Raw genomic sequence first — 16,275 nt, 5'->3', positions numbered from 1 at the left:
GATGGACTAGGTCGTCCTATGCAGACTATTGCTATTGGACAAGGCGGAAATGGAGAGGATATCATCACTCCAATTATTTACGATGGTTTTGGTAGACAAGACAAGGATTACTTGCCTTATACTGCTGTTAGTGATGGAACATATCGTATGAATGCAGTGTCAGATATTGCTACTTTTTATGATAACACTAAATATGATGCAGATTTTCCTAATTTGACTACTGCTGATATTAATCCTTATTCCCAAAAGCAATTTGAACCATCTCCGCTAAACAGAGTACAGAAGCAAGCGGCACCCGGAAATGATTGGGCAATGGCAAACAACCATACCATCAAACTGGAGTATCAGACCAATATAGCTGGTGAAGTCAAACTATATCTCGTTGCCCTTTCTTTTGCGAACAACACCTATACTCCATCACTATCAGTAAATACTGTCAATAATGGATTTTACTCTCCTAACGAACTTTACAAAACCATTACTAAAGACGAAAACTGGACAAGTGGAAAAAATAATACTACTGAAGAATTTAAAGATAAAGAAGGACGTGTAATTTTAAAAAGAACGTATTCTAATTACACTAATACCCTTGGTGTAATTACTGCAACCGAAGTGTCCCACGACACTTATTATATTTATGACATCTATGGTAATTTGACCTATGTAATCCCGCCATTGGCCAATGGAGCCTTTGAAGCTACCACACTAAGCAACCTATGCTACCAGTACAAATACGATTACCGTAACCGCTTGGTAGAAAAGAAACTACCTGGTAAACAATGGGAGTATATTGTATATGACAAATTAGATAGAGTGGTAGCCACAGGCCCTGCTTTATCGCCATTTAATGATCTTGGACAAACGAATGGCTGGATGATTATCAAATACGATGTCTTTAATCGCCCTGTCCTTACAGCATGGATGCAAGCAGCTGTCTCCTCAGCTGATAGAACAGCATTGCAAAATAGTCACAATGCCATCACTACTACTTTTAGCGAAACCAAAAATGCGAGCACAGATACTATGATCAATGGTGTTTCTTTTAGATATAGCAATGTTGCTTGGCCAACATCAGGGTATCATGTTTTGACGGTTTCTTATTTTGATGATTACAATTACCTTAATGCCCCAGCTATACCTGCAACCATTGAGACGCAAGACGTTTATTATAACAATAAAGTAAAACCCAAAGGCCTGCCAACGGGTTCTTGGACACGTGTATTACAAGCGAGTACACAATATGCCAATGAGTTGGCATACTCCTTGTATGATTTAAAAGGCAGACCTATCCGAAGCTATACGAGCAACTTTTTAGAAGGCTATACCTATATTGATAGTAAGCTTGATTTTACAGGTAAGCCAGAATATAATACTACTTACCATAAAAGACTCTTTAGTGATAGTGAATTGATGATAAAAGAAGTCTTTACCTATTCGCCACAAGGCAGGTTGCTGACTCAAAACCACCAAATTGGAACATTAACTGCTGAGTTGCTGGTTAGTAATGAATACGACGAATTAGGACAACTCAAAGCAAAAGAAGTAGGAGCAAAAACCCAAAAAATAGACTATAGTTATAACATCCGAGGATGGTTGACAGAGATCAATAAGGTTGCGGCCTTGCAGCAAGGAACTGATCCGAAAGATTTATTTGCTTTTAAGATCAATTATAATATTTTATCAAGTGGAATTGAAGGGGTAAGTGCACTTTATAACGGAAACATAGCCGAAACCCATTGGACGACAAGTACTGATAACGTATTGAGAACTTACGGATATAAATACGACGCTATTAACCGCTTGAGCGAAGCCTTGTACAAAAAAGGGAGTGTGGTAAATGCTTATGATGAAAAGCTTACCTATGATGCCAATGGCAACATAAAAACACTTTTACGTTATGGAAGTTTAAATGACGCCACACCTGTTTTAATTGATGATCTTGCCTATGATTATAAGTCTACGGCAAGTAATCAATTGATGAAAGTTACAGATGTAAAAGTGAACAATGGCAGTTTTATAAATGAGTTTAAAGACAGTGCTTCAAATACTGTAAATGATTATGACTATGATGCCAATGGTAATATGATCAAGGACAACAATAAAAACATTACAGCCATAACCTACAACCACCTGAACTTACCTACCAAAATTACATTTAGCACTAAAGGTTCTCCATATATTAATTACATTTATAATTCAATTGGAAAAAAATTACAAAAAACAATACACACTTATAATTCAACAACTCAAACCACAACAACTGTAGATACTTATTATCTAGATGGATTTCAATACAAAAGAACATTTTCATCCTCTCCTACTAGTAAGACTATTGCTGTGACAAATTTAGAGTTTTTACCTACTGCCGAAGGCTATATAGAACCTACTGGAAGTTCTTACAAATATGTGTACCAGTACAAAGATCATCTAGGCAACATACGTGTAAGCTATGACAAGAGCTTAACAATACAAGAGGAAAATAACTATTACCCTTTTGGATTGAAACACGCTGGCTACGGTAATACAATATCTTCTACTAATGGTGCGTTAAAGTATAAATACAACGGAAAAGAGCTGCAAGATGAGCTGGGACTTAACATGTATGACTATCATGCTAGAAATTATGAACCTGCATTAGGACGTTGGATGAACATTGACCCACTAGCGGAAAAGTCAAGACGCTTTTCTCCTTATACCTATGCTCTTAATAATCCAGTCTTTTTTATTGACCCTGATGGGATGATGGCTAAACCAACTCCATTAGAGGCTGCATTAATGGCAAAACATGTTTATGCTGACAAAAATGATAAAGTAGAGTTACAAGGCGGATGGAAATCTTCTACTGCAATGTCAAGTCTAAATTACAGCAATGAAAAAACAGGTTTTAAATCTGCATTATATGAACGAACTGTCGATGGAAAAACAGAATATACCTATGCAACAGCAGGAACAGAAGATGGAAAGGACTGGACGAATAATGGAACTCAATTAGCTGGTGCTTCTGAGCAATATAGTCAATCAGTTGGAAATGCTAAAACACTTGAAAAAGGACTGGATGGCGAAATTACCTTTACTGGGCATTCACTTGGTGGTGGTCTCGCTGAAGCCAATGCTATAGCAACTGGTGATAGTGCTATTACTTTTAATGCGGCTGGAGTTTCGATGTTTACTGGTGGTATAACAAAAAAATCAGATACACATGCTTATATAATGTCAACTGACCCATTAAATGGAATTCAACAAGTAGTTAATTCTTCATTAGTACCAACAGCTGGCGGAGAAAAACATTTTTTAAGCCCTAGAAATGCAAGTGGAATTTATAATGGACATAGTATTAATTCTGTTATAGATTCATTGTCTCAACCAACAGCTATTCAAAGTATGTGGAATACTATTAAACAAGCATTAACCCCTCCAAGCTTTCATTAATTAGATAGCATCAAATAATAAAATGTAATGAAAAACAAAATCATATTGATAATTTTATTTATAGCAGTTAGCTGTAATAATAAAGAAGAAAAAGTAAATAATAGAGAAAGTAAAATAAATAAGAGTGAACTTTTAGGAAATGACATCAGGTTATTTCAAGATACACCAGTTTGGAATTTAGCTAAGGCTGTTGAAGATGAAAATCTCACATTAATAAAAGAAGAAATAAATTTAAAAAAAACAAACCCAAATTATAAAGAACCCAAATTTGGAAGTACATTGTTAATGTTAGGAATAAAAAACAACAAGTATAAAAGTGTAAATCTTTTATTATATTTAGGAGCAGACCCAAATTTAGGTGATTCTTATGCAGGAGAGACTGCAATGATATGTGCTTCGAAAAGTAGTGATATAAATTATTTGAAATTACTTTTGAAGTATAAAGGCAATCCAAATTCTAGAGAAAATGTTCAAACAAAAAATGGAGACCAAGCAAGAAAAACAGCATTGACTTCTGCTATTTCATACTATGATTCTACTAGCCTTGAAAAAGTAAAATTGTTAATTGATGCCGGTGCAGATTTAAATTATTATAATGAAGGACATACAGACTTGCCTCTTGGATTATCACTTACATTAGACAAAATGGACGTTGCTCTTTATTTAATCCAGAGGGGAGCTAATTACAATTTACCAATGTCAAAAGATTCAAAAGGTCGAAATATTTACATTTTAAAGGCTTTACGACAATGTGTTTTTGATTTGGAATCAACAGAATTTCAGCAAAAGAAACAAATTATACAATATCTAAAAAATAAAGGACTTAATTATTTTGAAGAGCCTATTCCAGAAAAGACATTGAAAAAGATTAAAAAGAAATATCCAGATAATTGGATGCAATATATAAACAAATATTAATCAGCATTTAGATTTTGAATCAACTATAAGAAATATTTGCAATTTTTACAGTCAAACAAAGCCGTGCTCCTCACACGATTCTTTTATAAAAAAGCGATCCATTTAAGGAATTATCTTAAAAATGAGGTAGTTATTATAATATTGTCGAAATAAAAAAGTCTCGAAGTTTCAGAATAACAAAATAGAAAACCTAATACTAGATATGAATCTGGTATTAGTTTTTTTTTATTTTGTTTTAGTATTACGACTCACAGTTTTTGCACTTATTTTGCTGGTTTAGCATCACTCTCCATCTTTTTTGCTCCTCAAAATGGGTTTTGTAGCTTTTCAGGTCTATTATATTTCCTTCAAAAGTTTCTGTTGGAGTATTTCCTTCCAAGGAAAATTGCGGGCGTATCGTGTTGTAAGTTGGTACATCTTCGGCTAGAGCATGTATAAGTTGCTTTCTGTTTTCTAAATTTCGAGGCAGTAAAAACTGGTGCTTGATAATTTTATTGAAAGCCTCAATTTTAGAGTTAGAAAAAGGGATGTCTTTTTGGGCAATCAAGTGTTTGATGTCTTGATCGGTCGTGTTCAAAAATTCCTGAATTGTGGTATTTACATTTTCCACACCGCCATCGGTGACAAAAGTAATGGGGCTATTGTTTTTGTGTTTTAAATAGGCTTTCTTCAATAAGTTTTTAATCGCTTTTGGGCTGGACCTGTTTTCAACGCTGTAACCCAAAATCATCTTAGAATAATGATCCATCAAAAAATGAATGTAGTGTTTTTTCTCATCAGCCGTTTTCAATATCGTTACATCTGCACACCAAATTTCGTTGGGTCTAAAGCTTGTCAACGAAGAATATATTTTTTTAGGCTGTAAATGTCTCGAAGCGGTATAGCCCAACAATTTGGTGTATTTGTACCAACTAGTTAAACAAATGGAAACATCCGCATTCCGTAATGCTAGTAAATAGATGGAAGACTTGGACCAATATGTATAGTCATCATTTTCCATATACTTTTTGATTTGCAAAATTTCCTTTTTTAATAATTGATGGGGATAGTGTTTCACACACCACAAAAAGTACGAGGAGTCGCATTTATTAATGACCAAGGTTTTGTAATTATGATAGGTGGCTCTTGAAATATTGAAGACTCTTAATGCAGTCTCAACAGGAACTAGGTCTTTTACCATTTCGATGGCATTAACCATTTTCTCTTTTTGTAGAGCTAGCTGATGCTTAACTCCTTTAACGGAGCTGATAATTTCATGATAGGTATCGGATAATTTGAAATACCCCTCCATTAATTTTTTGGCATTTCTAGATTCTCCCGTTCTTTTTATGAGTTCTAATTCTTCTTTTATAAATGTAGCCACTTCACAGCCCAAATATTTATCATCACTTTCTCGTTCCCATCTGTGCTTGTTTGTTTTTGGAATTTGGGACATTATAGCAATTGGTAAGTTATTATATAAACCGTTTCTAATGTAGTGTTTGACATTGCTGTCCCAAGAAATACGAGAGGGAGAATAAATCATAAATAAAAATTTATATAGATTTGCGATAGAGTGCTATTGCTCAAAAAACAAACCGTCAATGTCAGCTATTAAACATAAATCACTTTTATAGCACTCATTTGTAATCTTATTTCTCTTTAATGCTTAAAGCAGGACTTCATTAACAAAACCACACATTTCACTGTGTATTTTTATCTTTTTTTTAAGATAAAATGTTTATTTTTACGAGAATTATTCTGTTAAAATATGAAAAAAACACTGCTTATTATAGTACTATTCCTTTCTTTAGGGTGTTTTGCCCAAGGCGAAGCCAATATCTGGTATTTTGGTCAAAATGCAGGTTTAGATTTTAATAGCGGTAGTCCAGTAGCTCTCGCTGATGGGCAATTAGTTACACAAGAAGGCTGCGCAACTATTTCAAATGCAAGTGGGCAATTATTATTTTATACTGATGGTGTCTCTGTTTGGAACAAAAATCATCAAATAATGCCAAATGGCACTAACTTATTTGGAGATTCATCCAGCACACAATCTGCAATCATAATACCTAAACCCAATGACCCAAATATGTACTACATTTTCACTGTAACAGAATTAGGTCGCGCTAAAGGCGTCTGTTACTCTGAAGTAAATTTAAGTTTAAACGGTGGATTAGGCGATGTTACTTTAAATAAAAACATACAGCTATTTACGCCTTCTACTGAAAAAATTACCGCTGTCAAAAATAAAAATGGAAATGAATACTGGGTCGTTGCCCATGAATATGGCGGCAACAACTTTTTAGCTTACAATGTTACTGCGACTGGTGTAAATAGCACAGCAGTTATAAGTAGTGTTGGCACATCAATAGATAGCAATGAAAATTTTACTATTGGGTATTTAAAATTTTCTCCTGATGGTACTAAATTAATAAGCTGTAATGGGTTTATTAATGTAGAGTTATATGATTTTGATGCCACAACCGGAATAATAAGTAATCCTAAAGTAATCCTCTCTACTCCAGACATTTCAAATTATGGAGTTGAGTTTTCGCCCTCTGGTAATATAGCCTATATTACATATGGCGGATATACATCTAATGATAAGTTAATTCAATTTGACTTGACAGCTGCTGATATTGAGGCTTCTGCAATTACAATATATAACAGGTACACAAGTTTAAATTATTTAGGAGCATTACAATTAGGCCCTGACGGAAAAATATATGGGACCGTCCTATGGCAAGATAACTTATTTGCTATTAATAATCCAGATGTCTTGGGTGCTGCTTGTAATTTTGATTTAAATGCAGTGTTGTTAACAAACGGAAGTTCTAATTATTTTGGGTTACCCCCATTTATCACTTCTTTTTTTAATGTTGGAATTAATTTAAACAATAATTGTGTGGGAGAAGTATCTTCTTTTTCATTAAGTGGAAATCAAAACACCACTTCTGCAAACTGGAATTTTGGCGACGGTAATACATCAACAGATATAAGTCCTAACCATATTTATGCAACAGCCGGTACTTATACTGTCTCAGTTGCTGCCTTAAGCGGAAGTGACACAACTACTAAGACGAGGGATATTATTATTTCAAAAATTCCTACTGCGACACAACCACAAAACCTAATGGTTTGTGACAGCAACAATGATGGTATTTACAGTTTTGATCTAACTACTCAAAATACAGCAATATTAAATGGACAAAACCCCAATTTATATACCGTAACCTACTATGCCAATGTTGCGAATTATGACAATAACAACTCTATTTCTACACCAAATAATTATGAGAATGCAATAGCTTACCAACAACAAACTATAATTGCCAAAGTTTCGAACAAGGAAAATGGAAGCTGCAAAAGCACTACCAGCTTTGACATTGATGTATTTGAGATGCCTAAACCAAATTTAGACCTTCCTAGCCTAAGCAGTTGCGATAACACGAGTGTTGGAACTGATACCGACGGTCTCATATTTTTCGATTTAACTTTACAAGAAATGACTCTTTTAAATGGTCAATCGGGAACCCAATTTTCGCTTTATTATTTTAAAGATGCTTCTTTAACCCAAAATATTACAAACCCTACAGCCTTTCAAAACACGAATCCTATCGAAACTATTTACGTAAAAATGGTCAATAACGACAATGTAAATTGCGCTGTCCCAACCTCTTTTAAAATTGAAGTTTTAGCTTTACCCTTAGTTACCAAATATTAGATTTAAAACAATGCGATGATGATATTGATGGTTTTAGTGCATTTAATTTAGAAGAAGCCATTGATAAAATAACTGCTAATGCTTCAATGGAAACGATTACTTTTTTCCGAACAGCAGTTGAAGCACAAAACAATGTCAATCCTATTCTAAATACCACAACTTACACCAATCGAGTCGTTAGCAATGACAAAGTGTATGTACGTGTAGCCAACAGCAATGACTGTTTTAGCATCACTCAACTGAATCTGATAGTTTCCACCACTCAAATTCCTTTGAATTTCATCAAGACTTTTACCCAGTGTGACGATGTTCTTTTGGGAACCAATGTTGATGGAATCGCTTCCTTTGATTTTAGTAGTATAACCAATGAAATTCAATCCATTTTCCCTATCGGTCAAGTATTGGACATAAGCTACTATAGAAATCTAGCTGATGCACTTTCCGAAAAAAATACGATTACTAATATTACGAACTACAGAAACACAGGCTATCCTAATACTCAAAACATCTATGTTCGGGTAGACAGTAGATTAAACAATGATTGTTTAGGGTTGGGAAGTTATATTTCACTAACCGTAGAATCAATTCCTATCATAGAACCAATTACCCAAACACATTGTGATGATAATCAAGATGGGCTGTATGCCTTCGATACTTCATTAATTCAGACTAATTTATTAAATGGATTGACTAATGTGACGGTTTCTTATTTTGATCAAAACAATGTGCAATTGTCCAGTCCATTGCCAAATCCATTTGTAACAGCTTCACAAACGCTCAAAGTAGTTGTGAAAAACAATACGGCAAAGGCTTGTTCATATGATTCAACGGTGAAATTTATAATAGATGATTTACCCGAAGCTTTTCCAGTTTCAAAAACCTTAACAACTATTTGCGATGATGAAGTAGATCCTCGCACACAAGACGGGAAATATGCTTTTGACACCTCTAGTTTTCAAAACACGATTCTTGGAGGACAATCGAATAGGATTGTGAAATATTTTGATGCAAATAACAACTCCCTTCCAAGCCCATTACCCAATCCATTTGTTACATCATCACAAGATGTAACAGTTGAAGTTATTAATCCTTTAAATACTACTTGTACGGCGAGTTTAACAATTCCATTTGTAGTTAACCCAATTCCCAATATTGTGCTAACTGGTGATCAATTAGTATGTAGTAACTTGCCAACTTTTACCAAGGATATTGATGCTGGCCTTTTTGACCCATCCACAGAGGCTAATTATACTTATATATGGAATTTTAACGATTCACCTATTGTTGGTGAAACCGCTTATACTTTAACCGTAAATAAAGAAGGGGTTTATACCGTTGAAGTTACAAATAGCGAAGGTTGCTCAAGAACAAGAAAAATAACGGTATTAGCTTCCGACAGCGCTAAAATTACAGATATAGACATCATTGATTTAGCCTCCTCAAATAGCATTACCGTTACTGTAACCGGATCAGGTAATTATGTCTATGGACTTGATGATGAATTCGGATCTTATCAAGAAGAAAATGTTTTCTCTAATGTAAATGCAGGAATTCATACCGTTTTTATTAGAGATTTAAATGGATGTGGCGTGGTTCCAAAAGAAGTGGCTGTCTTAGGAATTCCAAATTACTTTACTCCAAACGGTGATGGCATCAACGATTATTGGAATATAAAAGGTGTTAATGCTTCTTTTAATACAAAAACTATAATTTATATTTTTGATCGTTATGGAAAATTAATAACACAAATCAAACCGACATCCCAAGGATGGAACGGCACTTTCAACGGGCAGCAAATGCCTACAACGGATTATTGGTATTCAGTACAAGTGGAAGACGGACGAATCCTTAAAGACCATTTTTCTTTAAAACGATAAAATGTACGCAAACAGAAAACAATTTTATTACTTTTACTACATATTTTAAAAAATGAAGTGAGCATATACGGATTCATCGTAAACCACGAAGGGGCTTAAACGAAACTAAGTTCAATGATACAAATAAAACATTATAGTAAGTCATCAATTAAATGTTCCAAAAAAAATATTATCTACATATGAAAAATAGCTTTTCTATATTACTGCTACTGGTTTTCTCGGCATGTCAATCGACATTAATCAAAAATGACCGATACATGATCTCCCCTACCACAACCGAATTAGGGAGTATCGGACAATCAAAATCTGTATTGAACCTCCAAAACGATTTCGATGCGAGAACATTACCTAAGTTAGAAAACAAAATCAGGGTCTCGGTAGAGCCAATTCCATTTAACAAAAGGCTAAATAAGATTTATACCACTAAAGCAAAATTTAATCAAAATCAATCGAAAGTAACATATATTGACAGTCTTCCTTCAAAACCGGAATTGGTCAAGATTCAATTGCTCGATGTTACAGGTTTTGTAAAAGAACTGAATGCCGACTATAATGCTGATGCATTTAAATTGTTGAACGACACACAAAATTTAGAAATCATTTCAAGTATAGCTCTCTATTTATCAGCCGATGAAATAGCCAAAATAAGACTGGCAGACACTTACTACTTGACAAATTATCAAGACACTAAATACGCTCTCTCTTTGTATAAACTAGGTAAGAAAATAGAAACGATTGATCTAAATTCAGGAACAGTCATTGGCTATCGACTTAGCCATTTTTGCTGGGGTGCTACAGAAAGAGGCAAATGGTATATTGCCGATATGACGGAAGGTCGTAGTCGCTGCAAAGGAAATACAGAATCCAGAATCTCTGAAAAGAAAAAATCAAAAAGCTTGTATCGAATGTAAATTGATCACTTGTTCTTAATTATTAGACTACCCAGAACCCAGTCAAAGGCTGAGTTCGATTTCCTTTTTTGTACTATGAAATGGAATAAAAATGTATTGAGAATTGTTGTCTATACTAAATCTATTAAACGAATAACAAACTACAAATGACTAAATCCACACTATCTAAATTTCTTCTCGGCGGCTGTTTTTTATTGCTTACTTCTTGTGAAGAAATACTCTTCGAGAAGGATATTTCAAAAAATGAAGTCATACTGGTTGCTCCGGTAAATAATGCTCAGTTTTTTTCAACAGGAGTAACCTTTACCTGGGAAACGGTTCAAGAGGCCACAAAATATAAACTGCAAATCGCAAAACCAAATTTTACTGATCCGTTACAGATCGTTTTAGATACCATTATTACAAATACTAGTTTCACCCATCAGCTCGCTATTGGTTCGTACGAATGGCGAGTACAAGCCAGCAACGAATCCTACAGCACTAATTATTCAAGTAGTTTCTTTACAGTCGTCAACAATGCCGATTTTCAAAGTAATATCGTGATTTTAAATACTCCTGTCAGTAATTTAATTACAAAAACGGCAGTACAAAGCCTAAGTTGGCAACCTATAATGGATGCTTCTGCTTACCAAATCAAAGTAATAGATGGTAGTAATAATATAATCAGCGACCAATCTATTACAGGGACAAGCTTAAATTTTACTTTTCCAGAAGGCACTTATCAATGGAGGGTCAGGGCTAATAATGGAACACAAAAAACGCCTGACTCCTCCCGTTCTATTTTGGTGGACACAACAGCACCTAATAATCCTGTTTTGTCCAGCCCCGCAAATGCAAGCACGACAGCAAATAAAAGTTTTAGTTTTCAATGGACCAGAACCCCAATTTTGGGAAGTATAGAAAAGGATAGTATTTACATCTATACCGATAGTGCATTAAACTCTTTACAACAAAAAAAAGAAGCAAATAGTCCTTTTGTCACAAATCTTGATTTGGGAATATTTTATTGGTACGTAAAATCATTTGACCAAGCGGGAAACGTCAGCAACAAAAGCGCAGTTTTTAGTTTTACTATAAATTAAATCCCAATGAAAAACAAAAAAAATATCTATATCCTGTTGCCTGTTGTACTTTTCATATGGGGAGCTGTGATGTACCAGTTTTTTTCTTTTGCAAACACTAAAGAAACTCAGCAACTAACTTCAACTGAATTTCAAATAAAAACTTTAACAATTACAGAAAGAGATACCTTTTCAATAAATGTAAATTACAGAGATCCCTTTCTAGGAAAAATGTTTGCACCACAAAATAACGTTACTTCTAAAAAAACTTCTAAAACAAGGAAAGAACCACAAATTGAAGAACCCCTTATTTGGCCCCCTATTCTATATAAAGGAATTGTATCGGACACCAAGGACAAGATCAAGATTTACATGCTAATCATTGGCGGAAAAACCTGTCTGATGAAAAAAGGGGAAACTGAAAACGAAGTGTTTTTGAAGGAAGGGGACAGAGAATCTGTGTATGTGAAATATAAAGGAAATCTAAACCTCATAATGTTAGCGGAGTGAAAATACAGTTGAATCACAAACTTAAATCAGGGGCCTTACAGTTTACCGTTTTTGTCGCCGTATTAATCGCCTTACTTTTAAGCGGGCTCATATTGTATGCCTATACCTTTGGCTACATGAAAGAGCAGTCGAAAGCTGCAATCGAAAACATTCAACTTTCAGATACTGCTATAGCCTACCTTTTAGAACAGTCAGAAATCAGCAAAGATACCCTAACCATAGATTTCATAAATAAAGAAAAACAGACTGTAAAAGTGCAAGTATCCCCCTGGGGCATTTTTGAAAAAGCGGTGGCTGTAACCCAACACAGAAAAAAGATATTTACAAAATTGGCTATTATTGGCTCAACGAGTAGTGCGGCGAATTCGCCTACTCTATTTCTACAAGAAATATTAAATCCGCTAACTTTGGTGGGCAATACCAAAATCAAAGGAACTGCCTATTTACCTTCGCAGGGGGTCAAATCTGGATATATAGCTGGAAATAGTTATTATGGCTCCCAATTAATCTACGGCAAAATAGAACGCAGCGCATCCGAACTCCCACAACTACACAAAAAGACTCTTGACCAACTAGCTTTTTATAACAACGAATATAAACCCCGCAAGCAGGAGGATTACATTAATTTAGAGGCAACTCGAAGACTGGTCAACTCTTTCAAGGCAAGGACAAAAAATGTTTACTCAAAAGATGTACTGGTTTTGAAGGATGTCACTTTTACAGGAAACATAGTCATCAAATCAGATACATTAATCATCATCAAAAAGACAGCACTCTTGAAAGACCTGATTGTAATTGCCCCAATTATAGAAATAGAATCGGGTACTACGGGTAATTTTCAAGCTCTTGCCACAAAAAGAATTACAGTAGGTAAAGACTGCACTCTAAATTACCCTTCCGCTTTGGTGCTATATCAAGACAACAAGCTTCCAAAAATTAACATATCGAACATTCCTTTCGATAACCAAATTTTTATCGATGCAGCTTCCATAATCAAAGGCAGTGTCTGTTATTTACAGACTAAAACCGAAAGTGATTACAATACACAAATAGTATTGGAAAAACAATCCAGAATAAAAGGGCAGGTGTATTGCAACGGGAATTTTGAACTAAAAGGAACAGTTTCCGGATCAGTTTACACCAAACAATTTATAGCCAATCAAGCAGGTTCAATATTCATAAACCATATTTATGAAGGAACCATCGAAAACGAAAATGTTCCTGCCTTTTTTGGCGGGATAGTCTTCGAGAAAGAGCGAAAAACCGTGATGAAATGGTTGTACTAAAAAAAATAAAATCGGCAACTCTAGTCGAAGCAATAGTAGCCACTGTACTGATCGTAATTGTGTTCGTGGTTGCCAGTTTAATATTGAACAATTTACTGCTGAATACGTTTTCAAAAAACACTCACCAAATAGAAAACCACCTAAACGAATTAGAATACGAGATACAAAATGGGCATCTGAAATTCCCCTATCAAGAAAATTACAAGGACTGGAACATACAAATTAATAAAGAAAAAACGGAATCACTAGAGACGCTAATCATTTTAGCCACAAAAGAAAAGAGCCAGAAAAAAATATCGAGACATCTAATTTATGAGTAAAAATAAAATAAAATCGTTCACCCTTTCTGAACTATTGATTGTTATGGTCATAACTGCCATAGTTGTGGGAATGGCTTTTAGCGTATTACGTTTAGTCCAAAAACAAATCCATACGATTCAGGAAAATTTTGACAAGACCAGCTCTCTAGCCCTTTTTGAACAACGTTTATGGCAGGATTTTAATGAATTGCATAGTATTGAATATGAGGTGAACGGTAACAGCTTATATATGGAATCAGAAATGGATACAGTAGTGTACTCATTTCAAGAAGACTATACGCTAAGAAATAGCGACACTTTAAGACTAAAATTGACTTTGGATAAAATTCTTTTTAAAGGAAAAGAAATACAACAAGGCCCTACTGATGCAATATCCATTTCGTGCCAAGCAGAACTACCATACTATGAAATATTTATTTCAAAAAAAAATGATGCAACCCTTTTTATGAATTTAGAAAATGGCATTTAAACTAGAAAACATCCAGAACAAAAGTGCGTCTCAAAAAAAGAAACGGGCTACTATAGAAGACCTGCTAAAAAAAGAGGTTGTTTTTTTTGGCCAAAGCTTCAATAACAAGAAGAAACAAGCATTCTACATGGAGCTGGCTGTTTTACTCAAAGCCGGAATCACCTTCAAAGAAGGATTGACATTAATTGTAGAATCCCTAAATAAAAAAACCGACCAAGAGCTCATACAGACCATACTCAATGATGTGATTAACGGGAAACCCTTCTCAGAAGCTTTATGGGCTTCCAAATCATTCTCTGAATACGAATTCTATTCCATAAAAATAGGGGAAGAAACCGGAACAACGGCCAAAGTATGCCAAGAACTTGGCCTATTTTACGAACGCAAAAACGAGCAAAAACGAATTATCATAGCTGCACTCACCTACCCTTCGATCGTGTTAACTACGGCAGTTTTCGTAGTAGTATTTATGCTAAACTATGTTGTCCCCATGTTTCAGGATATTTTTAGGCAAAATAATGTAGAACTTCCTATGTTAACAAAGATGATTGTCAAATTATCCGCAGCTACCAAAACGTATGGCATTTATGGACTACTGTTTATTTTTATACTAATTATTTTAGGTAGAGTATTCAAAGACAATCCACAATTACGGAAAACAACACACCATTTCGTATTGAAAATTCCAATTTTAGGAAAATTTATGACTAAAGTGTACTTGGCCCAATTTACACAGGCCGTAGCCTTGTTAACCACCGCAAAAGTACCGTTATTAAACAGTATTCAAATGGTAAAAAAAATGATCCGTTTCGTGCCGTTGCAGGAAGCACTTGACAAGGTCGAACATAGCATCTTAAAAGGGAATAGCCTTAGCGCAAGCCTGAAAGAAAATCCCTTGTTCGATAACCGCATTATATCCTTAGTCAAAGTAGCCGAAGAAACCAACCAAACCGAATATGTCTTCAAACAGCTAAGCGAACAATACAATCAGGAGGTCGTGCAACAATCCAAAACAATGACTACCGTTTTAGAACCGCTAATTATACTATTTGTGGGAGTTCTCGTTGCCATTTTATTGGTGGCCATGTACTTGCCAATGTTCCAGTTGAGCAGTGCCATTGGTTAAAAGAGACAATCTCTTTGCCATTTAGAATACCCTTTTATTTGTTTTATAGAATTGTATCAAAGTAAATTTTATATTGTTCGTCGATTGTTTAGTTTTAATATTAATAAATTATTAAGGTGAAATGTTTTGTTAATTCATTATCGATTTGTAAGAAAAATTTTTATTTTTATTGAAATTAAAGTTTAAACTTACAGAAAATATACTGTCTTTATATCTCAAACTGAAATACAGTAGACAAATAAATACGATGAAATTAATAGGAAATTTAGACAAATCATCTGCAATTATAAAAGAAATGTTTAGAATATAGTTGGAGTTATTTTCTAAGATAATTGAAAAAGATATATAATTTAAATACATTGTTGTCCGATAAAAATAATCGGAACGTTATTTTTTCTTTGTTTTTCAAGGCTTGACGAGGTTTAAACCTAGTTCAGCTTGTTTTTTACTACTTTCCTGAGAATTCGATGTACTAAAAAATATAATTTTTGGTTTCTTCTATCGAATTTTATCCGGTTGCTAAATAATCATCAAACAAACCCAATTGCCCATCGCTTTTGGTATTTAATTCCCAGTCTTTTTCAGGGCTTTCTAAAAATTTAGTTAGATGAATATAGTTGAATAAATGAATTCTACAAAAACTAACTAAATTGGAAAAAGAC

At 34.4% G+C, this 16,275-nt stretch carries 12 protein-coding genes; 11 read left to right on the top strand and 1 reads right to left on the bottom strand.

Annotated elements, in window-relative coordinates; genetic code table 11:
- Together BLS90_RS16355 and BLS90_RS16350 are read left to right on the top strand one after the other, a co-directional pair.
- On the top strand, positions 1-3,429 hold a 3,429-nt coding region (locus BLS90_RS16355; protein ID WP_245705134.1), incomplete at its 5' end, for a DUF6443 domain-containing protein.
- 27 nt (positions 3,430-3,456) lie between these two features.
- Positions 3,457-4,347, top strand: coding sequence for an ankyrin repeat domain-containing protein (locus BLS90_RS16350; RefSeq protein ID WP_091259532.1), 891 nt, complete (start codon positions 3,457-3,459; stop codon positions 4,345-4,347).
- 241 nt (positions 4,348-4,588) lie between these two features.
- Here the strand turns inward: BLS90_RS16350 and BLS90_RS16345 are convergent, their stop codons facing one another.
- On the bottom strand, positions 4,589-5,872 hold the full coding sequence (locus tag BLS90_RS16345; RefSeq protein WP_091259530.1) for a DDE-type integrase/transposase/recombinase: 1,284 nt from the start codon (positions 5,870-5,872) through the stop codon (positions 4,589-4,591).
- Positions 5,873-6,097: 225 nt separating this feature from the next.
- On the opposite strand from BLS90_RS16345, the gene BLS90_RS16340 reads away from it, so the two are divergent.
- The 9 genes from BLS90_RS16340 (at position 6,098) to BLS90_RS16300 (ending at position 15,613) form a co-directional block, all read left to right on the top strand.
- On the top strand, positions 6,098-8,053 hold the full coding sequence (locus tag BLS90_RS16340) for a PKD domain-containing protein (RefSeq protein ID WP_091259528.1): 1,956 nt from the start codon (positions 6,098-6,100) through the stop codon (positions 8,051-8,053).
- A gap of 86 nt (positions 8,054-8,139) precedes the next feature.
- Positions 8,140-9,930 carry a T9SS type B sorting domain-containing protein gene (locus BLS90_RS16335; RefSeq protein ID WP_091259526.1) on the top strand — a complete coding sequence of 597 codons (1,791 nt, stop codon included), beginning with the start codon at positions 8,140-8,142 and terminating at the stop codon, positions 9,928-9,930.
- Positions 9,931-10,109: 179 nt separating this feature from the next.
- Entirely contained in the window at positions 10,110-10,841 is a 732-nt protein-coding gene (locus BLS90_RS16330; RefSeq protein WP_091259523.1) for a hypothetical protein, read from the top strand.
- Positions 10,842-10,987: 146 nt separating this feature from the next.
- Positions 10,988-11,923, top strand: a complete 936-nt coding sequence (locus BLS90_RS16325; protein WP_091259521.1) for a hypothetical protein — start codon at positions 10,988-10,990, stop codon at positions 11,921-11,923.
- A gap of 6 nt (positions 11,924-11,929) precedes the next feature.
- Positions 11,930-12,412, top strand: a complete 483-nt coding sequence (locus tag BLS90_RS16320) for a hypothetical protein (protein ID WP_091259519.1) — start codon at positions 11,930-11,932, stop codon at positions 12,410-12,412.
- Between the two features lie 8 nt (positions 12,413-12,420).
- Positions 12,421-13,698: a hypothetical protein gene (locus BLS90_RS16315; RefSeq protein WP_245705133.1), complete on the top strand. Its 1,278-nt coding sequence runs from the start codon at positions 12,421-12,423 to the stop codon at positions 13,696-13,698.
- Positions 13,686-14,018: a hypothetical protein gene (locus BLS90_RS16310; protein ID WP_091259515.1), complete on the top strand. Its 333-nt coding sequence runs from the start codon at positions 13,686-13,688 to the stop codon at positions 14,016-14,018. The genes BLS90_RS16315 and BLS90_RS16310 overlap by 13 nt, the downstream gene beginning before the upstream one ends.
- Positions 14,011-14,487, top strand: a complete 477-nt coding sequence (locus BLS90_RS16305) for a PulJ/GspJ family protein (protein ID WP_091259513.1) — start codon at positions 14,011-14,013, stop codon at positions 14,485-14,487. Before BLS90_RS16310 ends, BLS90_RS16305 begins: the two co-directional genes overlap by 8 nt.
- Positions 14,477-15,613 carry a type II secretion system F family protein gene (locus BLS90_RS16300; RefSeq protein WP_091259511.1) on the top strand — a complete coding sequence of 379 codons (1,137 nt, stop codon included), beginning with the start codon at positions 14,477-14,479 and terminating at the stop codon, positions 15,611-15,613. The genes BLS90_RS16305 and BLS90_RS16300 overlap by 11 nt, the downstream gene beginning before the upstream one ends.
- Positions 15,614-16,275 lie beyond the last annotated feature (662 nt).

This window comes from Flavobacterium omnivorum (assembly GCF_900099915.1).
In the GTDB taxonomy this organism is placed as follows: Bacteria; Bacteroidota; Bacteroidia; order Flavobacteriales; family Flavobacteriaceae; genus Flavobacterium; species Flavobacterium omnivorum.
Note: the sequence above shows the minus strand (reverse complement) of the source record. Positions and strands in the feature narration are given on the sequence as shown.

What these genes read in the sequence shown, in the direction of transcription:
- BLS90_RS16345 (WP_091259530.1), bottom strand. Translation starts at nt 5,872, where the DNA reads ATGATTTATTCTCCCTCTCGTATTTCTTGGGACAGCAATGTCAAACAC.
- BLS90_RS16340 (WP_091259528.1), top strand. Translation starts at nt 6,098, where the DNA reads ATGAAAAAAACACTGCTTATTATAGTACTATTCCTTTCTTTAGGGTGT.
- BLS90_RS16330 (WP_091259523.1), top strand. Translation starts at nt 10,110, where the DNA reads ATGAAAAATAGCTTTTCTATATTACTGCTACTGGTTTTCTCGGCATGT.
- BLS90_RS16305 (WP_091259513.1), top strand. Translation starts at nt 14,011, where the DNA reads ATGAGTAAAAATAAAATAAAATCGTTCACCCTTTCTGAACTATTGATT.
- BLS90_RS16350 (WP_091259532.1), top strand. Translation starts at nt 3,457, where the DNA reads ATGAAAAACAAAATCATATTGATAATTTTATTTATAGCAGTTAGCTGT.
- BLS90_RS16320 (WP_091259519.1), top strand. Translation starts at nt 11,930, where the DNA reads ATGAAAAACAAAAAAAATATCTATATCCTGTTGCCTGTTGTACTTTTC.
- BLS90_RS16300 (WP_091259511.1), top strand. Translation starts at nt 14,477, where the DNA reads ATGGCATTTAAACTAGAAAACATCCAGAACAAAAGTGCGTCTCAAAAA.
- BLS90_RS16335 (WP_091259526.1), top strand. Translation starts at nt 8,140, where the DNA reads ATGGAAACGATTACTTTTTTCCGAACAGCAGTTGAAGCACAAAACAAT.
- BLS90_RS16310 (WP_091259515.1), top strand. Translation starts at nt 13,686, where the DNA reads ATGGTTGTACTAAAAAAAATAAAATCGGCAACTCTAGTCGAAGCAATA.
- BLS90_RS16325 (WP_091259521.1), top strand. Translation starts at nt 10,988, where the DNA reads ATGACTAAATCCACACTATCTAAATTTCTTCTCGGCGGCTGTTTTTTA.